We start from the raw sequence: 18,782 nt of genomic DNA on the forward strand, positions 1-18,782 counted from the left end.
CTTTCGGCTGAATTCGCACCGGTCGGGATTTTTTCGAGGAATCGGCGTGGAATCTGGTGACTCGGACGGCGTTTGTCGGCAATGATCGCTGCATGACCGAGCAGCGAGTCGATCTGGATGGGCGGTTTCGGGCCGCGATCTCGGCGCTGACGCCGAGTGCGGGGGCGGGCGATCGGGGTGGGTTCAGCGGGGGTGAACTCCTGGAGCTGTTCGAATCGCAGGCTGCGAGTAGGCATCTGGATCTGGCGGCGCGGAAGTTGGGGGTGCAGCGGCGCGGTTATTACAGCATCGGGTCGTCGGGGCATGAGGGGAATGCGGCAGTGGCGGCGGCGCTGCGGGTGAGCGACCCGGCATTGCTGCACTATCGGTCCGGGGCGTTCTTCGTGCAACGGTGCCGGCAGGTTCCTGAGCTGGATCCGATTCGGGATGTGTTGCTGGGAGTGGTTGCGGCGGCGGCTGATCCGATTTCCGGAGGGCGGCACAAGGTTTTCGGGAGCAAACCGGCGAATATCATCCCGCAGACCTCGACCATCGCTTCGCATCTACCGCGAGCCGTGGGGTTGGCGTTCGCATTGGAACGGGCTGCACGGCTCGGGATTTCGAATGAGTGGCCCGCGGATTCGGTGGTGCTCTGTAGCTTCGGGGATGCCTCGGCAAATCATTCGACAGCGGTGGGGGCTATCAACACCGCGATTCATACCGCACACCAAGGTGTTCCGATGCCGATCCTGTTCGTGTGCGAGGACAACGGGATCGGGATCAGCGTGCCGACTCCCCCGGACTGGATCGAGCAGGCCTACGGAGTGCGGCTCGGATTGCAGTACTTCTATGCCGACGGCTGCGATCTGATCGACACACTCACCACGGCTTCCGCTGCCGCGCAATGGGTTCGGGAACAGCGCAAACCCGCGTTCCTGCGTTTGCGGACGGTGCGGCTGCTGGGTCACGCGGGCTCCGATGTCGAGGCCGCCTACCGGCGACCGGCCGAAATCGCCGCCGACCTGGAGCGTGACCCGGTACTCGCGACCGGCCGTATGCTCGTCGCCGCGGGCATCGCCACTCCGGAGCAGATCCTCGCCCGCTACGACGACATCGCCCACCGAGTCACCGCTATCGCCGAATCGGTCTGGCGGGAACCGAAATTGACCTCCGGCGCTGGCGTGACCGCCCCGCTGGCACCCTCACATCCCGAGGAGGTGCGCGCCGACGTTCTGCGATCGGCCGAGTCCCGCACCACCCGTCGAGCGCAACCTGCGGGATCGCCCGGTGCGGTAACCGCCGGAAGTCCCGCTTCCACCTCCGGCGGCGTAGGGCAGACGGCAGCTGCGGCCCTCGAGTCCGCTGACCCGGACCACACCCCGGCCGACACACCTCAGCCGCGCGACAATGCTTTCAACCACGAGTTGCCCCGGACAACCCCGCTGACCATTGACCGAGAGCCGGGGCAGGAGCAGGCGGCCTCGCAGCCGCAGTCGGGCTCCGACGACGTCGCAAGCTCCGGTGGTGACACCCGAATGACCTTGGCGCAGGCCATCAATCGGACCCTCGCCGCCCTCCTCGAAGGTAACCCCGATGTACTGGTTTTCGGCGAGGACGTCGGCCGGAAAGGCGGCGTCTACGGTGTAACCAAGGGGCTGCAAAAGCAGTTCGGGGCGCGGCGCGTCTTCGATACCCTGCTCGACGAGCAGAGCGTGCTCGGCACCGCGCTCGGTGCGGGACTCGCGGGTTTCGTGCCGATCCCGGAGCTCCAATATCTCGCCTACCTGCACAATGCCGAGGATCAGCTGCGGGGCGAGGCGGCGACCCTGTCGTTCTTCTCGCACGGCCGCTACCGCAACCCGATGGTGGTGCGGATCGCCGGGCTGGCCTATCAGAAGGGGTTCGGCGGGCACTTCCACAACGACAATTCCCTTGCGGTGCTGCGGGATATCCCCGGTCTGGTGCTTGCCGTTCCGTCGCGTGCCGATGATGCCGCCGCCATGTTGCGCACGTGCGTGTCGGCCGCCCGAGTCGACGGGCGTGTGTGCGTTTTCGTCGAGCCCATCGCCCTCTATCACACCCGTGACCTGCACACCGGCGACGACGCCTGGCCCGCCCCGATCGGTGATGAGCATGTCGAGCTCGGCAGTGCCCGCGTCTACGGTGACGGGGACGATCTCACCATCGTCACCTTCGGCAACGGTGTTCCGATGAGTCTGCGCGTGGCGCACCGCCTGCACGAGCACGGCCACGGCACCCGCATCCTGGATCTGCGCTGGCTCGCCCCGCTCCCCATCGATGACCTGCTCGAGCACGCCCGCGCCACCGGCCGCGTGCTGGTCGCCGACGAAACCCGCCGCAGCGGAGGTGTTTCCGAAGCGGTCTGCACCGCCCTGATCGACGCCGGTTTCGAGGGTCGCATCGCGCGCGTCACCAGCGCCGACAGTTTCATTCCGCTGGGCCCGGCCGCCGCCACCGTGCTGCTCGACGAGGCCGCCATCGAGACCGCGGCGGGCAAACTCCTCGCCGAATAAGGCACGCGTGCTCGTTTGGCGTGTTTCGGATTCACCTGCCACGCACGGGAAATACAGTGGACGAGCCACGGCCCCGCAGGGAAAGGACAGCCGCATGACCACGATGTCCACGCTCGGCGAAGTGCGTCCCGAGCATGATCGCGATGCCGACCTCGTCCTGCTGCACTACCTGCGGTCCTTCCGCCTGCCGGTGCTCGATGTCTGGTCCGCCTGCACCGACCGCGGCCAGCTGTCGCGCTGGCTGGGCCCCGTCGCCGGCGGCAACGGCAACCTCACCGTCGAACTGCTCGAAGGCCCCGTCCCCGGCCCCCTCGCTATCCGTGTGGACCATTGCGTCGCCCCGCACGAACTCGTCATCCACCTCGACGGCTGCATTCTCGAACTGCACCTCACTCAGGTCGGCGTCCTCACGAACCTGGAACTCGTCCGCCGCCACCTCTGCCCCGCCGACGCCCCCGACATCGGCCCCCGCTGGCAGTACCTCCTGGACCGCCTCACCGCCTACCTCGAAGGCAAGCCCCTCCCCAGCTGGTCCGACTACCCTCCCCTCGCCAGCGAATACCAGTAATTCAAGATCATCAGGCATTGGTGGCGGCAATGTGCGTGTAGCTCCGCCATGAGGTCCTGATGATCTTGTGCGCGGAGGACGCTCAGAAGAAGAAGCCCGCGATGCCTGCGCCTGGTTTGGCGCGGGCTGCGCGGGCCCAACCGACGCAGGACTCGATGGCTTCGATGACGTAGGGGTCCAGGTCGGCGTACTGCTCAGGAGTTGTTGCCGCCCACTGCTCCAGGAGTTTCGTGCACTCGTCGGCGGTCCATTCGCCGTAGCAGGGCACGAAGTCCGGGCGGGGCAGTTCGGCGGGCAGGCTGCCGTACCAGAAGTCGCTGATTCGGGCGTCCAGGCCGAGCGCCACCATGCCTTCGTCGACGAGTTCGAGCCAACCGCTGCGGAACGGGCTGAAGGAGCTGTTGTCCAGGAACCGGCCGTGGAATTCGCAGATCGCTTGGTAGGCATAGCCGTACAGATATGCGTACGAGTCGTCGAACGGGCCGCCGTCGATCACTGCCCGGACCGCCTCGTACTTCGTCGGCGCGCCCTCCGCGATCTCACTGGACCAGTACTCGTCGGAATGGGCGAACTGGGTTTTGAAGCGCCCGCCCATCATGCGTCGCAGCTTGTCGTCCTTGGACCCGATCGCGGAGCGGACGGTGGCGAGATCGACCAGGTAGAGGCTCAGGCTGTAACTCATGGCGCGACAGTATCCGGCCCCACCGACAGATTCGCTTATCGAAACCTTATGAGCTACAGCCCTTTCGACGGCCGCTACTGGTCCTGGAGCAGATCGTGCAGGTGGCTGATGAGCAGGGTGTTCACCTCGTCGGTGCGTTCCAGCTGGACCAGGTGACCGGCGTCGGAGATCTTGGTGACCTCACGCAGGTTCGGGACGTGAGCCTGCATGGTGCCCAACGGGTCCCGGCCGCTGAAGCCCTCCATGTCGGGGTCGCGGTCGCCGTACATGAAGTAGGCGGGGACGGTGACTTTCGCGTCGGCGTAGTCGGCGGTGAGTTCCCAGTTGCGGTCCAGGGCGCGGTACCAGCTCAGGCCGCCGGTGAAGCCGGTGCGGTCGAATTCGGCTGCGAGGGTGTCGATATCGCTTTCCGAGAACCAGCGCCACGGCAGCGCCGGAGCCTCCGGGAGCACATCGAGGTACCCGGTGCCTTCGGCCGGATGCTGCCAGGTGTCGAGGTAGTGGTAGTCGGCGCTGAGCGAGAAGTAGACGCGTTCCAGGAATGCCTTCGGGTTCGCGGCCAGCTCGGCGTCGGCGGGACCCGGCTGCTGGAAGTAATCCAGGTGCAGGAAGTGCCGTTTCGCCGCCCGCGCCCACAGCTCCGACGGGGCTTTCGGCGGGCGGGGCGCGAACGGGTTGTTCAGCACGATGAGGCCGCTGACCCGTTCCGGAGCCCGCAACGCCAGCTCCCACACCAGTTGTGCGCCGAAGTCCAGGCCGACGAAAACCGCCTTCTCGGCCCCGATGTCGTCGAGCAGCGCCAGCAGATCCCCGATCACCGCGCGGTTGGTGTAGGCGTCCGGATCGTCGGGGACTTCGGTGCGGCCGTAACCCCGCAGGTCCGGCGCGATAGCGCGAAACCCGGCGGCCGCGACGGCCGGCAGTTGCCGGTGCCACATGTACCAGGTATGCGGGAATCCGTGGCAGAAGACCACCGGATGCCCTTCGCCCTGTTCCACCACATGCAACCGCCCACCGTCGGTTTCCACGAACCGATGGGCCGGTCCCTGCTCTGCAACCACGCTGCCTCCAAACCTAGAACGTGTTCTCATTTTCACGGTAGTGTCTCGGAGTCGTGAGTGGAATAGCGCAAAGGCTCGACGGAAAGATCGCGGTGGTCACCGGCGCGAGCCGCGGCATCGGCAAGGGCATCGCCCTGGAACTCGGCGCGGCGGGCGCGACGGTGTACGTCACCGGCCGCACGGCGACCGCGGGCCGGCTCCCCGGCACGGTGGCCGAAACCGCCGCGCAGATCGACGAACTCGGCGGCACGGGTGTCCCGGTCGTCTGCGATCACCGCGACGACGACGCCGTGCGACAGCTCTTCGAGCAGGTCCAGACCGAGCACGGCAGACTCGACGTCCTCGTCAACAACGTCTACAACTCCCCCGCCGCCGCCCGGTGGCTCGGCAAACCGTTCTGGGAAGTGCCGCCCAAGGCCTGGGACGAAACCTTCGACGTGGGTGTCCGATCCCACTACGCCGCAAGCTATTTCGCGGCCCCGCTACTGATCGAAGCGGCCGGCCTGATCGTCAACATCTCGTCCCCGGGCGCCGAACGCTACATGCACAACGCCGTCTACGGCGTCGCGAAAACCGCCCTGGACCGCCTCACCGCCGACATGTCCCACAACCTCGCCGACACCGGCGTCACCGTCGTCTCGCTCTGGCCCGGCATCGTCGACACCGAACTCCTGCAACTGGTCCCGGCCGACACCGACGGCAAACGCCTCATCACCCTCCCCGGCGAAGCCACCTACGACCTGGCCGAAGCCGAAACCCCACGCTTCCCCGGCCGCGCCGTCGTAGCCCTGGCAACGGACCCGAACCGAAAGTCCCGCACCGGCAACGCCTTCCGAGTAGCCGACCTAGCCGACGCCTACTCTTTCACCGACATCGACGGCCGCATACCCCGCGCCGACTGATCGCACGAAGCGAGGCGCGGCTATGCCGCGCCTCGAACTTCGCTATGTCTTCCGACCGTGCTTCGTCTCCGGAACCGTTCCTCGGCCCCAGAGGCGCAGGCTCAGGCGAACTTGATCTCCAGGCCGATGCCCAGGATCGCAATCAACCAGATCAGACCGGTGAAGATCGTCAATCGGTCGAGGTTCTTCTCGACGACGGTGGAGCCCGAGAGGCTCGATTGCACGCCGCCACCGAAAAGGCTGGACAGGCCTCCGCCCTTGGCGCGGTGCAGCAACACCAAGAGCACCAGCAGCACGCTGGTGGCGATAAGGAGGATATCCAGGAACATCCGCATGGCGATCAGTGTATGGGGTGCCGCCCCCAGCCCCCTAATCGGCCCGGCCGGGCGGTGCGACTAGACGGCTACCAGGTGGGTGATCTGGTCGTCGCCGACGGTGTAGCGCGACACTTCTTGCTCGCGCAGGAAGTCGGCGGCGGTGAGCCGCTCCTGGTGCTGGTGCATGTGCTCGGCCCAGGATCGGACCACGAACGCTTCGACGTAGCGGTCCAGGACGCCGACGTCCCGGTACAGCCGCCACTCCATCGCACCCGTGCGCTGCCGGGACCGGCCCACGAACACCATCGCGGCGAGGAAGTCGTCGGCGTTCTCGGCTGGCACGTCGTAGCTGCGCAGCACCAAGACCGGGCCGTCTTCCGGATCGGGCTCGAAAACCAGCTCCGGGTCCGGCCAGTACGCCGACGGGGTCAGGTCCACTTCCTCGGCGTTGTGCCGGATCGGCAACCAGACGCTGCTGATCGCACTGCAGGCGAGCAATGCGGAAGCGATGAGCAGCGCGGATACCGCCCCGAGCTCGTGCGCGACCAGACCCCAGATCAGCGATCCGAGCGCCTGCCCGCCCATGAACACGAGCAGATACACCGACAGCCCGCGCGCCCGTACCCACCCGGGCAGCAGCAACTGCATGGTCGCGTTCATCGTCGACATGGCCAGCAGCCAGGCCAGCCCGGCGCCGACGAGCAGCACCAGCACGAGCGGGACACTGTGCAGAACCGCCGCGCCTGCCGAGGCGAGACCGAAGAGCACCGCCGCCGCCGTCAACCGCTGCGTCGGCGTCAGCAGCGCCCGGATCCGCGACAGCCCGAGCGCGCCGAGCACCGCCCCGAGCCCGAGCGCACCGAGCATCAGGCCGTACCCGGACGACGACAGTCCCAGCTCGTCGCGCGCGATCACCGGCAGCAACGCCCACAGCGCGCTCGCGGGCGCGATGAACAGGATCGACCGCAGCAACACCCGCCGGATCGCGGGCGCAGCCCGGATGAACCTGGTGCCCGCCTGCAACGCCGCCAGCGGCCGTTCGGTCGGCAGCTTGCGCGCGGTCGCCGGTCGCTTCCACACCGCGAGCACTGCCACGATCCCGGCGAACGAGACCGCGTTCAACGCGAACACCAGCGTGGGCCCGGACAGCGACACCAGCACACCGGCCACCGCGGGTCCCACCGCCCGCCCGATATTGATGTTCATACTGCCGAGCGCGGAAGCGGCCGGTATCTGCTCGCGCGCAACAAGTTCCGGCTGAATCGCCTGCCACGCCGGACCGGTCAGCGCCTGCCCGCACCCGATCAGGAACAGCAGCGTCAGCAGCACGCCGGGCGTCGTATGACCGGTCGCCGTCGCCACCGCCAGCACCGCGGCCAGCACCGCCATCGTCGACTGCGCACCGAGCAACAACCTGCGCCGATCCACCAGATCAGCGATCACGCCGGACGGAATCGCCAGCATCATCACCGGCAACGTGATCGCGGTCTGCACGAACGACACCAGCGCCGCCGCGTTCGGCTCGTCGACCAGGATCCACTGCGCACCGACGGTCTGCATCCAGGTGCCGAGGTTCGAAACCAGCTGCGCGATCCACAGCGACCGATAGATCCGCGAGCGCAGAGGTGCCCAGGTGGAGATGGGAGTCATCGCGTCGGCAGTGGTCACTCGGGTGAGCATATCGCCGGTCCCGGCAGCCACCCGCGAGCGCCGGGAGAACACTGCGGTAACCCTCCGCAACCGCCCCGCTCAGAGGCATGTCGACGTTAGAATCACGCCATGACGGCGGAGCGCAAAACCCGGAAGGTGACGATCACCCTTCCCGAGGAAATTGCGGCCACACTGGATCTTTGGCGCGAGCGCGGCCAGATCACTTCGGTCTCCGCGTATGTGGCGGATTCGGTGAAGGCGCGGATGGATCGCGCCGAGATGGACCGGGTGGAAGCGCTCGCCAAGGTCGAAGAGGTGATCGGCGGGCCACCGCCCTTAGAAATGATCAATCGGGCCCGGGCGATGCAGGGCCTGCCTCCGTTGTCGCAGAAGGAATTCGACGAGCGCCGTCCCGGTGCCGCGTGAGGGCGCCCGACCGGGGGATGAGAGCCGCGGGGGCGGCATGCGAGGCGTACGTGAGCGAGCGAGCCATGGGCCAGCGTGCCCTGGGCACGACGGAGCCGAGCGCTAGCGAGGCGCAGTCGTGACCGACCGGAGTGAACTCAGCGGCGTCGTTTTCGATACCGCGGCTTTGACCGCCTGGGCGCATCGCGTCATGTACGCGCAATCCGTGGTGTGGACCACCTCGGAAGCGGGCAACACCCTGCTCGTCCCGGTGACAGCGCTGGTTGCGGCCCGCGCCCTGATCCCGGTGCGCCGCCACGACATCCTGTCCGCGCTGCTGGATCTACCGAACACCGTCATCCGCGGGCTGGACGGCCCGGCCAGTAGACAGGTGGGCGCGACCTTGCTCGGCCGCCGCGACGCCGACACCATGGTCACCGCCGGCCACGTCACCTTGGAAGCGGTCAACCGCGGCTGGTCCTGCCTCACCGACCGCCCGGACAAGCTCCGCGAGCTCGACCCCCGCGTCATCGTCGACGTACTGCCCTGACCGAATCACTCGGCCGCGCCGGGCTTTCCGAATGCGGCACGAGATCGGGTCCGTCCTCCTGACGCCGTTGAAATATCTCGCGGCAATAGGGATCGGCCATGATCTGGGCCATCGTGTCGGCGTCCGGCGGGTATTGGCGGGCGCGGACAACCCAGTCGGTGCGCAGTTCCGGGATCGCGTATTGCAGTTCGTCCCAACGTGATTGGCAGCGTGGCGTCCAATCCATCCGGTGCGGGCCTTCGACGAGCTCGGTGTCGTAGCCGCCGCGAAATCCGAGGTAGTCGTTCCAGGCCGAGTAAGAGGTTGCCAGGATCTGGTTGTCCGGCACGTTCAGCTTGATCAGCCAGCGGCCGTGGGCCCACTCGTGGTACCCGAGTAGCAAATTCGCTGTCGACCGCACGGCACGCCGCTGCCGCGCACGCCCGCGCCAGCACCAGATCGGCGGGGCCGCAGCGCAATCGATGCCGCGGCGGCGCATCTCGCCGACCATGTCCGCAAAAGCGGGCCGCCAGTTCGGGGTCACCAGGTCCCAATCGGCCCGATGACTGCCGGTGGACCGGAGCGCTTCGACAACCTCCGGCGCCTGCAACGTCCACAACCTCATTGGGTTAAGCCTATGCGCCGGAGCCCTTTTCGGCATAGGCGACGAGCAGCTCCTCGATGAGAGCCAGCACCGCGTCATCCATCGCCGAGTTCGGAACTACCCCGCGCACCACCGCCTGACCCGAGAACAGGTGCAGCACAAGGAAGAACAGCGGTTCACGCTTGTCCTGCGGGAAACGAGCGAGCACCCGGGTGCGCTCGACTTCGGAGACGATGCGCTCGTAGTAGTTCTCGACGTTCGGCGCGATCCGGGTGCGCAGTTCGGCGTCCGAACGTGCCGCCAGGTAGATCTCGCGCAGGGCGTGGGTGAGGTTGTTGGCTTGCGCGTCGCGCAGGAAGCGCAGGGCGGTGTCGAGCGAATTCTCTTGGCTGCCCAGCTGTTCCATGACCGCGCCGAAGGCGGCGATCTGGCGGGCGATGATTTCCTCGGAGGTGCGCACGATCAGGTCGAGGCGGCTGTCGAACTGGCGGAACATCGCGCCCACGGAAAGCCCGGCGCGGCCGCAGATCTCCTGCACCGTGGCGCGCTGATAGCCGACCTCGCCGATGGCCGCGATGGTGGCGTCCACGAGCTTGGCCACGGTGGCGGCCCGGCGTTCGGACTGGGTGCGGCGCGGACGCTGGGAGCCGGCCGGTGGGCGCTCCGCGGGCTGCGCGCGCTCGGCGCTCGGGGTCATGGCTGACCATCCTGCACGGGACTCCGGCCGTTACAAAAGCCGGGTGGGGTGACCGTTGACACAGGACGCAGCCGCGCTTTACAGTCTGGGACGCCAGTTAGGAAATAGCTGCTCCCTTTTTGGAGCAACCGCGCGGCGTGGCGCTCAACAGGTCAGCCCAGCGGATTCGTCGAGGAGTATCTGCATGAGAACGACCACCGCGCGGGGCCGGCAGGTCACCCGGGTTTGCCTGGCCATGACCGCGGGCTTGACCATCGCGATATGTCCGGTAATGGCCAATAACGCTGCCGCGCAACCAGTTCCGGTAGCGCCCGCGTTGCCGTTCCCGATGCCGCCCGCGCCGCCGTACCTCGATCCGGCGTTCTACAACCCGGATCCGGCCAAGGTCGCCGCGGCCCAGCCCGGCGAGATCCTGTCCGCCCGGCAGGTCAATCTCGCCAACTTCTGGCTCATCCCGCTCAACACCAACGCCTGGCAGGTCTCCTACCGCAGCACCAACACCCGTGGCGAGGCGATCCCGGCGGTCGCGACCGTCATCGTGCCGCACCGCCCCGCGCCCAGCGGACAGCGCGGACTGGTCTCGTTCCAGTTCGCCGAGGATTCGCTGTCCATCAACTGCGCACCCTCCTACACGCTGCAGATGGGTTCGATGCCGAACCCGCTGAACCCGGTGATCGGCGCGGAGTTCATCGAGGTGCAGGCGATGCTGCAACTGGGACACGCGGTGGTGGTCCCCGATCATCAAGGCCCCAGCGCCGCCTACGCGGCCGGTCCACTCGGCGCCCGCATCACTCTCGACGGCATCCGCGCGGCCCAGAACTTCGAGCCGGCCGGTCTGCCTGGGACAGCCACGCGCACCACCATGTGGGGCTACTCCGGCGGCGCCATCCCGACCGCGCACGCCGCGGAACTGCACGCCGAATACGCGCCGGAACTGAACCTGGTCGGCTCGGCCTCCGGTGGCCTGTTGGCCGACATCCGCATGGCGGTCGACTACAACAACGGCACCTCCACCTTCGGCGGTGCCGTGCTGGGCGGGCTGTTCGGTGTCGCGCGGGAATACCCGGAGGTCAACGCCTTCATCGACCGATACATGAACCCGTTCGGCAAGGCCGTGCGGGTGGTGCACGAAGGCCAGTGTGTGACACTGCAATTCGCCGGATTCCCGTTCGTCAACATCAAGGGCCTGTTCGACTACCCCGGTGACCCGATGCGCGCACCGGAGATCCAGCACGTGCTCGACGAACTGACCCTCGGCCACCGCGGCACACCCCGCGCCCCGATCTACATCTACGAGGCGCCACTGGACGAGGTCATGCCGGTGAACGCGGTCAACCGGACCTACGACACCTATTGCAAGGACCCCAATGCCAGCGTCTTCTACACCCGCGAGCTGATCAGCGAACACGGCATCGCGGCCGTCTCCGGCGCCGGTTCGGCCGTACTGTGGCTCAACGACCGGCTCAACGGCATCCCGGCTCCGCAGGGCTGCACCAATCGGGATGTCCCGCTGCAGATCCTGGACCCGGGCGCCTTCGCGGCCGTCGTCCACGCCCTCGGGCAGACCCTGGCCTCGGCGCTGGGCATGCCGGTCTGAGCGGCACACGGCATGCCGGATCGCGCTCTCCGGCATGCCGTCCGACCGCGAGTCGTCGCCGCCGGGGCGGTGGCGTCGGTAGCATCGCGCACATGTCGGTCAAACTCCTGCGATTCGTTCCGATCCTGCTGCTCGCCTGTGCCACGGCCGCATGCGACAGCGGCGGGAGCGACGCCGCCGACCCGACCCCCAGCCCCACCCCGGCCGAGACGGCGGTGCCGCCGACCCCGACGGGGCACACCTACATCTCCAAAGAGGTGCAGGGGCCGCAGATTCCCGGTGGCGGGCCGCTCACCCTCACCTTCACCGAAGACGGCCGGGTCAGCGTGACCGCGGGCTGCAACACCGGGTCCGCGCCGGTCACCTTGGACAACAACACACTCACCGCGGGCCAGCTCGCGACCACCCTGATGGGCTGCGAAGGCGACCGCGCCCGCGCGGACGAGTGGATGGGCGGCCTGCTGGCCTCCGCGCCTTCCTGGGAGCTGAAGGACAGTACGCTGACCCTGAAGAATCAGGATCAGACGGTCATCCTGCTGGACAAGAAGATCGCCACCCCGGACAAGCCGCTCGAGCACACCGTGTGGCGGGTCACCCAGATCATCACCCCGGACGCCCGGATCGCCTCGGTCGCGATCGACGAATCCAAGCCCACCCTGGCGCTGCGGGACAACGGCATATCGGGCAGCGCCGGCTGCAACAAATTCAGCGGCAAAGCCCCGATCACGAAGTCCGCCGCCGGGAACACCATCGAATTCAACGGCAAGGATTTCGGTACCACCAGGATGGTCTGCCAGCCGGACGTGATGGAAGTGGAGGCCGGCGTGCTGAAGGCCTTGACCGGCACGGTGACCCTCACCATCGACGCCGACATCCTCACCCTGAAGAACGCCGAGGGCAACGGCCTGGTCCTGCGCGCGGAGCCGTAATCACCCTGCCCTGCACAGCAATCGGCCCGGAACCGCAACGCGGTCCCGGGCCGATCCAGTCAACTGCCGCCGATCAGGGCAGCGGGCCGCCCGCGGCGATCGCGGACAGGGTGGCGAACTCGTCACCCTTGAGCGAAGCGCCACCGACGAGCGCGCCGTCGATATCGGTCTGGCCGACCAGCTCGCCGACGTTCTTGGCGTTCACCGAACCGCCGTAGAGCACCCGGACACCCGCGGCGACCTCCGCCGAAGCCAGCTCGGCCAGCTCCTTGCGGATCGCGCCGCAGACTTCCTGCGCGTCGGCGGCCGAGGCCACCTTGCCGGTGCCGATGGCCCAGACCGGCTCGTAGGCGATGACGATCTTCGAGATCTCCTCCGCCGTCAGGCCTTTCAGCGAGCCACGCAGCTGCTCGAGGTTGTACTCGACGTGCGTGCCCGCCTCGCGAATGTTCAGGCCCTCACCGATGCACACGATCGGCGTGATCCCGTGCTTCAGCGCCTGCTTGGCCTTCGCCAGCACCGTGGCGTCGTCCTCGCTGTGGTACTGCCGGCGCTCGGAGTGCCCGACCACCGCGAAGCTGCAGCCCAGCTTGGCCAGCATGGCCCCGCTGATCTCGCCGGTATAGGCGCCCGACTCGTGCACCGAAACATCCTGCGCACCATAGGTGAGCAGCAGCTTGTCGCCCTCGACGAGGGTCTGCACGCTGCGGAGGTCGGTGAACGGCGGGATGACCGCGACGTCGACCTTGGCGAAGTACTTCTCCGGCAACGCGAAGGCGATCTTCTGCACCAGGGCGATGGCCTCGAGGTGGTTGAGGTTCATCTTCCAGTTGCCCGCGATGAGCGGTTTACGTGCCATTGATCAGTCCTCCAGAACCGAAATACCGGGCAGCTCTTTGCCTTCCAGGTATTCCAGAGACGCGCCACCACCGGTCGAGATGTGCGAGAAACCGTCGTCGGGCAGGCCGAGCGCACGCACCGCCGCGGCCGAGTCGCCGCCGCCGACCACCGTGAACGCACCCTTGCCGGTGGCCTTCACGATCGCCTCGGCGACTCCGCGGGTGCCGGCGGCGAAGTTCTCGAACTCGAACACGCCCATCGGGCCGTTCCAGAACACCGTCTTCGCCTCGGTCAGCAGCGCCGCGAAACGGTCCGCCGACTCCGGGCCCACATCCAGACCCATCCAGCCGTCCGGAATCTCGTTGACGGGCACCACCTTCGAATCCGCGTCGGCGGCGAACTTGTCCGCCACCACGATGTCGCGCGGCAGGTGGATGACATCGGCCCAGTCGTCGAGCAGCTTCTTGCAGGTATCGATCATCTCCTCCTGCAACAGCGAGGAACCGACCGAAAGGCCCTGTGCGGCAAGGAAGGTGAAGCACATGCCGCCGCCGATCACCAGGGTGTCGACCTTGGGAGCCAACGCCTCGATGACGGCCAGCTTGTCCGACACCTTCGAGCCGCCGAGCACGACCGCGTACGGGCGCTCGGTGTCGGTGGTCAGCTTCCGCAACACCTCTACTTCGGCGGCGACCAGGCCACCGGCGTAGTGCGGCAGCAGCGTCGCCACGTCGTAGACCGAGGCCTGCTTGCGGTGCACCACACCGAAACCGTCGGAGACGAACGCACCGTCGTCGCCGACCAACTCGACCAGCGCATGTGCCAGCTTCCGCCGATCGGCGTCGTCCTTGCTGGTCTCGCGCGCATCGAAGCGGATGTTCTCCAGCAGCAGCACGTCACCGTCGGTGAGGCCCTCGGAACGCGCGAGCGCGTCCTGGCCCACCACGTCACCGGCCAACTGGACATTGCGGCCCAGTTCCTCGCTCAGCCGCGCGGCGACGGGCGCCAGCGAGAGCTTCGGATCCGGCGCGCCCTTGGGGCGGCCCAGATGCGCGGTCACCACGACCTTGGCGCCCGCCTCGGCGAGCGCGCGGATGGTCGGCGCCGAGGCGATGATGCGCCCCGGATCGGTGATCGCGCCGTTGTCGTCGAGCGGCACGTTGAGGTCGGAGCGCACCAGCACGCCCCGGCCTTCGACGCCCTCGTTCAGCAGGTCTTGAAGAGTCTTGACTGTCATGCGCGTCAGAGGGACTTCGAGACGAGGCCGATGAGGTCGGCGAGACGGTTGGAGTAGCCCCACTCGTTGTCGTACCAGCCGACCACCTTCACCTGATCGTCGATGACCTTGGTCAGCGGCGCGTCGTAGATGCAGGAGTGCGGGTCGGTGACGATGTCGCTGGACACGATCGGGTCCACGTTGTACTTCAGGTAGCCCTTCAGCGCACCCTCGGCGGCGGCCTGGTACGCGGCGTTGATCGCCTCGATGGAAGCCGACTTGGCCAGGGTCACGGTGAGGTCGGTGACCGAGCCCGTCGGGACCGGCACGCGCAGCGCGTAGCCGTCCAGCTTGCCCTGCAGTTCGGGCAGCACCAGGCCGATGGCCTTGGCGGCACCGGTGCCGGTGGGCACGATGTTCAGGGCGGCGGCGCGGGCGCGACGCAGGTCGCTGTGCGGGCCGTCCTGCAGGTTCTGATCCTGGGTGTAGGCGTGGATCGTGGTCATCAGGCCACGCTCGATGCCGAAGGTGTCGTTGAGCACCTTCGCCAGCGGGCCGAGGCAGTTGGTGGTGCACGAGGCGTTGGAAATGATGTTCTGGCTGCCGTCGTACTGGTTGTCGTTGACGCCCATCACCACGGTCAGATCCTCGCCCTTGGCGGGCGCGGAGATGATGACCTTCTTGGCGCCGGCCGCGAGGTGGCCCTTCGCCTTGGTCGCGTCGGTGAAGATACCGGTCGACTCGACGACCACGTCGACGCCCAGGTCGCCCCAGGGCAGCGCCGCCGGGCCTTCCTTGATGGCCAGGGCCTTGATCCGCTGATCGCCGACCACGATGGTGTCGTCGCCGTCGAGCGAGACGTCCTGCGGCAGGCGGCCGAGGATCGAGTCGTACTTCAGCAGAGTTGCCAGGGACGCGTTATCGGTGAGGTCGTTGACCGCCACGATCTCGATGTCGGTGGTGCCGAGCGCCTTCTGCGCCTCCACCGCCCGGAAGAAGTTGCGTCCGATACGACCGAAACCGTTGATACCTACCCGGACAGTCAATTTATCGCTCCTCAGCTTTCAAGCGGGATACATTCCGATGCCCCAACCACACTAATGCCCAGGCACCACCTCTCCGACATGCACCTGCCGTTGTGAGTCCCCCGCCCCGCGCGGCACCGCCGACGCTGGACGTTCGCGGACCGCGAATGCCGCTGGCATCAGGACTTTCGCTGGTAGCGGATACGACAAATCCGCCGCTCCGAGAGGTCCCGGAGCGGCGGATTTGTCCGAAATTGTCAGGCCTCGTCGAGCAATTCGGCGGTGACGGCGGACTCGGTGTCCGGAATGCCGAGTTCCTTGGCGCGCCGGTCGGCCATCGACAGCAAGCGTCGAATGCGGCCCGCCACAGCGTCTTTCGTCATCGGCGGGTCGGCGAGCTGGCCGAGCTCCTCCAGGGAGGCCTGGCGGTGCTGGACGCGCAGTTTGCCGGCGGCGGCCAAATGATCCGGCACGTCGTCGCTGAGGATCTCCAGCGCGCGTTCCACACGCGCTGCGGCGGCGACCGCGGCCCGGGCCGAACGGCGCAGGTTCGCGTCGTCGAAGTTGGCCAGGCGGTTCGCCGTGGCGCGCACCTCGCGGCGCATCCGGCGCTCCTCCCAGGTGAGCCTGGTGTCCTGCGCGCCCATGCGGGTCAGCAGGGCGCCGATGGCCTCACCGTCGCGCACCACGACGCGGTCGGTGCCGCGCACCTCACGGGCCTTGGCGGTGATGCCGAGCCGCCGGGCGGCGCCGACGAGCGCGAGCGCCGCCTCGGGACCGGGGCAGCTGACCTCGAGCGCCGAGGAACGACCGGGTTCGGTGAGCGAGCCGTGCGCCAAAAACGCTCCGCGCCAAGCGGCTTCGGCGTCGGCGATGCTGCCGCCGACCACCTGGGCGGGCAGCCCGCGCACCGGACGGCCGCGCACATCGAGCAGCCCGGTCTGGCGCGCCAGCGCCTCGCCCTCCTTGGACACGCGCACCACGTAGCGGGAGGTCTTACGCAGACCGCCCGCACCGAGCACGTGCACGTCGGAGCCGTAGCCGTAAAGCTCGAAGATTTCCCGGCGGAGCCGTCGTGCGATGGAGCCCATGTCCACTTCGGCTTCCACGATCACCCGGCCGCCGACGATATGCAGGCCTCCGGCGAAACGTAGCAGCGCGGACAGTTCGGCTTTGCGGGAACTCACCTGTGAAATGGTGAGCCTGCTCAGCTCGTCTTTCACCTCGGCTGTCATTGCCACGAGACGCGCTCCTTTCCACCCAACCCGGACCGCACATCCGCGCCCATGTGCCGTCCTTCGACTCGAAGCCCTGCCTTTTGCGGCCGAGGTTGCCGGATCAGCTGATCCAGTGCGGCGGCGAGCTTTCCGGGGTGATGCCGGTCGGTTCCCGCTTCGGCGACATCGGAAAAGGTTACTCGCGCCCGCAACTGTTCGGCAGCCCTGGCCACATGTTCGCGCTCTCGGCCTTCCGGCACCGAGCCCGAATCGACCAAAACCTCGTCGACCACGAATTCCGGTGCGTGCTGGGACAATACATGCAGATGACGTTCGGCGGAGAACCCCGCCGTTTCGCCCGGCTCCGCGGCCAGGTTCAGCACCAGTACCTTGCGCGCACGGGTATAGACCAGCGCGTCCCGCAATTCGGGGACCAGCACATGCGGGATCACGCTGGTGAACCACGAACCCGGGCCCAGCACAACGACATCCGCGTGTTCGATGGCGGAGGTGGCCTCCGGGCTCGCGGGCGGATCCGACGGGATCAAACGCACGCGGCGCACTTTGCCCGGCGTGGTGGCGACCGCGACCTGGCCGCGGATGCAGCGGCTGACGCGCGGATCCGCTTCCAGCCCAGACACATCCGCTTCGATATCGAGAGCGATGGGTGACATCGGCAGGACCCGGCCGGTCACCTTGAGCACCTTCCCGAGTTCGTCGAGCGCGTCCACCGGATTGCCGAGCACCTCGGTCAGGCCCGCCAGGATCAGATTGCCGACCGAATGGCCCGCCAGCGCGCCGGTGCCGCCGAAGCGGTGCTGGATCGACTGCGTCCAGACGCCTTCCGGGTCAGCTGCCAAGGCCGCCAACGCCATTCGTAGATCACCCGGGGGTAGCACGCCCAGTTCGGCACGTAGCCGGCCGGAGGAACCGCCGTCGTCGGCCACGGTGACGACCGCGCAGATCTTGCGGGTCAGCCGCCGCACCGCGGTCAAGGTCGCATACAGTCCGTGCCCGCCGCCTAGCGCCACGATGGCGGGATTGGATTCCCAGCCAGTCATTCGCGCCCCAGATCCCGATGCACCACGCGCACGACGTCGGACTCGCCCGACTCGTCGAATTGCGCGCCCATCAGTTCTCCGAGCGCCTCGGCTATCGCCACGCTGCGGTGCTTGCCTCCGGTGCAGCCCACTGCCACCGTCATGTATCGCTTCCCCTCTTGGCGGTAACCGTTCGTCGTCAGGTCGACCAGGTGGTGCGCCGTACGCAGATAGTCGGCCGCGCCGGGGCGCGACAGCACGTACTCGCTGACCACCGCTTCCTGTCCCGAATGTTCCCGAAGTTCCGGTATCCAATGCGGATTGGGTAGAAAACGCACATCCAACACCATGTCTGCGTCCAGCGGAACCCCGTATTTGAAGCCGAAGGACTGCACGGTCAGCTGCAATGCGGCGGGTGTCCCGCCGCCGTAGGCCTCCTCGAGCTTGCGATGCAATTGGTGGATCGACAATTCCGATGTATCGATGACCAGGTCGGCCGCGGTTTTCACGGTCGACAGGCGAATCCGTTCCGAGGCGAGGCCCGCGGACAAGGTGCCGTCGGAGCTCTCACTCTGCAACGGATGCCGGCGCCGCGCGAAACCGAAACGGCGGATCAGGACGTCGTCGGAGGCTTCCAGGAACAGGATGCGGGTGCGCACGCCGCGCGCCCGCAGCTCTTCGGTGACGACCGAGAGATTGCCGGTGAAGAAGCGACTGCGCACGTCCATGACCAGGGCCAATCGGCGGATCGGGGGATCGGCGGAGGTGCCGAGTTCGACCATGCGGCCGATCAACTCGGGCGGCAGGTTGTCGGTGACGTACCAGCCCAGATCCTCCAGTACCCGGGCCGCGGTACCGCGGCCCGCACCGGACAGACCGGTCACGATGACAACCTCGACCTGCTGCAAACCGGATATAGGCGCGCCGGAATCGGCGGCCGACCGGGGGCCGCCCGCAGTGCTGTTCGATTCGACGCGTGTCATGTCCTAC

General features: G+C 67.5%; 19 protein-coding genes. 7 read left to right on the plus strand and 12 right to left on the minus strand.

Going from position 1 to position 18,782, the window contains the following annotated elements; all coding sequences use genetic code 11:
* Positions 1-92 precede the first annotated feature (92 nt).
* Complete coding sequence (locus tag IBX22_RS03640) at positions 93-2,513, plus strand: thiamine pyrophosphate-dependent enzyme (RefSeq protein ID WP_194813953.1); 2,421 nt, start codon at positions 93-95, stop codon at positions 2,511-2,513.
* Between the two features lie 94 nt (positions 2,514-2,607).
* Positions 2,608-3,081: a hypothetical protein gene (locus IBX22_RS03645; RefSeq protein ID WP_194813954.1), complete on the plus strand. Its 474-nt coding sequence runs from the start codon at positions 2,608-2,610 to the stop codon at positions 3,079-3,081.
* An 82-nt stretch (positions 3,082-3,163) separates the two neighbouring features.
* On the opposite strand, the gene IBX22_RS03650 is transcribed toward IBX22_RS03645, so the two are convergent.
* On the minus strand, positions 3,164-3,763 hold the full coding sequence (locus IBX22_RS03650; protein ID WP_194813955.1) for a hypothetical protein: 600 nt from the start codon (positions 3,761-3,763) through the stop codon (positions 3,164-3,166).
* Between the two features lie 74 nt (positions 3,764-3,837).
* Positions 3,838-4,854: an alpha/beta fold hydrolase gene (locus IBX22_RS03655; RefSeq protein WP_194813956.1), complete on the minus strand. Its 1,017-nt coding sequence runs from the start codon at positions 4,852-4,854 to the stop codon at positions 3,838-3,840.
* 23 nt (positions 4,855-4,877) lie between these two features.
* On the opposite strand from IBX22_RS03655, the gene IBX22_RS03660 reads away from it, so the two are divergent.
* On the plus strand, positions 4,878-5,726 hold the full coding sequence (locus IBX22_RS03660) for an SDR family NAD(P)-dependent oxidoreductase (RefSeq protein ID WP_194813957.1): 849 nt from the start codon (positions 4,878-4,880) through the stop codon (positions 5,724-5,726).
* A 101-nt stretch (positions 5,727-5,827) separates the two neighbouring features.
* Here the strand turns inward: IBX22_RS03660 and secG are convergent, their stop codons facing one another.
* Both secG and IBX22_RS03670 read right to left on the minus strand, forming a co-directional pair.
* The gene (secG, locus tag IBX22_RS03665; protein WP_194813958.1) at positions 5,828-6,061 is read right to left on the minus strand and encodes a preprotein translocase subunit SecG; all 234 of its coding nucleotides are present in this window, start codon (positions 6,059-6,061) and stop codon (positions 5,828-5,830) included.
* 60 nt (positions 6,062-6,121) lie between these two features.
* Positions 6,122-7,723 carry an MFS transporter gene (locus IBX22_RS03670; RefSeq protein ID WP_194813959.1) on the minus strand — a complete coding sequence of 534 codons (1,602 nt, stop codon included), beginning with the start codon at positions 7,721-7,723 and terminating at the stop codon, positions 6,122-6,124.
* 99 nt (positions 7,724-7,822) lie between these two features.
* On the opposite strand from IBX22_RS03670, the gene IBX22_RS03675 reads away from it, so the two are divergent.
* Entirely contained in the window at positions 7,823-8,119 is a 297-nt protein-coding gene (locus IBX22_RS03675; RefSeq protein WP_194813960.1) for a hypothetical protein, read from the plus strand.
* Positions 8,120-8,237: 118 nt separating this feature from the next.
* A complete protein-coding gene (locus IBX22_RS03680) occupies positions 8,238-8,648 on the plus strand; it encodes a hypothetical protein (protein WP_194813961.1) in 411 nt (136 codons plus the stop codon).
* Here IBX22_RS03680 and IBX22_RS03685 read toward each other — a convergent pair.
* Positions 8,626-9,252, minus strand: coding sequence for a hypothetical protein (locus IBX22_RS03685; protein WP_194813962.1), 627 nt, complete (start codon positions 9,250-9,252; stop codon positions 8,626-8,628). The genes IBX22_RS03680 and IBX22_RS03685 overlap by 23 nt on opposite strands.
* A gap of 10 nt (positions 9,253-9,262) precedes the next feature.
* Positions 9,263-9,928: a TetR/AcrR family transcriptional regulator gene (locus IBX22_RS03690; protein WP_194813963.1), complete on the minus strand. Its 666-nt coding sequence runs from the start codon at positions 9,926-9,928 to the stop codon at positions 9,263-9,265.
* Positions 9,929-10,112: 184 nt separating this feature from the next.
* On the opposite strand from IBX22_RS03690, the gene IBX22_RS03695 reads away from it, so the two are divergent.
* Positions 10,113-11,525, plus strand: coding sequence for a lipase family protein (locus IBX22_RS03695; protein WP_228538165.1), 1,413 nt, complete (start codon positions 10,113-10,115; stop codon positions 11,523-11,525).
* Positions 11,526-11,617: 92 nt separating this feature from the next.
* Positions 11,618-12,454: an META domain-containing protein gene (locus IBX22_RS03700; RefSeq protein ID WP_194813964.1), complete on the plus strand. Its 837-nt coding sequence runs from the start codon at positions 11,618-11,620 to the stop codon at positions 12,452-12,454.
* A gap of 73 nt (positions 12,455-12,527) precedes the next feature.
* Here the strand turns inward: IBX22_RS03700 and tpiA are convergent, their stop codons facing one another.
* The 6 genes from tpiA to rapZ form a co-directional block, all read right to left on the minus strand.
* Complete coding sequence (gene tpiA, locus IBX22_RS03705) at positions 12,528-13,313, minus strand: triose-phosphate isomerase (protein ID WP_194813965.1); 786 nt, start codon at positions 13,311-13,313, stop codon at positions 12,528-12,530.
* Positions 13,314-13,316: 3 nt separating this feature from the next.
* Positions 13,317-14,531, minus strand: coding sequence for a phosphoglycerate kinase (locus tag IBX22_RS03710; RefSeq protein WP_194813966.1), 1,215 nt, complete (start codon positions 14,529-14,531; stop codon positions 13,317-13,319).
* A gap of 5 nt (positions 14,532-14,536) precedes the next feature.
* Entirely contained in the window at positions 14,537-15,556 is a 1,020-nt protein-coding gene (gene gap, locus IBX22_RS03715; protein WP_194813967.1) for a type I glyceraldehyde-3-phosphate dehydrogenase, read from the minus strand.
* 236 nt (positions 15,557-15,792) lie between these two features.
* On the minus strand, positions 15,793-16,770 hold the full coding sequence (gene whiA, locus IBX22_RS03720; protein ID WP_194815555.1) for a DNA-binding protein WhiA: 978 nt from the start codon (positions 16,768-16,770) through the stop codon (positions 15,793-15,795).
* Positions 16,767-17,813, minus strand: a complete 1,047-nt coding sequence (yvcK, locus tag IBX22_RS03725; RefSeq protein WP_194813968.1) for a uridine diphosphate-N-acetylglucosamine-binding protein YvcK — start codon at positions 17,811-17,813, stop codon at positions 16,767-16,769. The genes whiA and yvcK overlap by 4 nt, the downstream gene beginning before the upstream one ends.
* Complete coding sequence (rapZ, locus tag IBX22_RS03730; protein WP_194813969.1) at positions 17,810-18,775, minus strand: RNase adapter RapZ; 966 nt, start codon at positions 18,773-18,775, stop codon at positions 17,810-17,812. Before rapZ ends, yvcK begins: the two co-directional genes overlap by 4 nt.
* Between the last annotated feature and the right edge of the window lie 7 nt (positions 18,776-18,782).

Source organism: Nocardia sp. XZ_19_385 (genome assembly GCF_015355755.1).
Lineage (GTDB): Bacteria > Actinomycetota > Actinomycetes > Mycobacteriales > Mycobacteriaceae > Nocardia.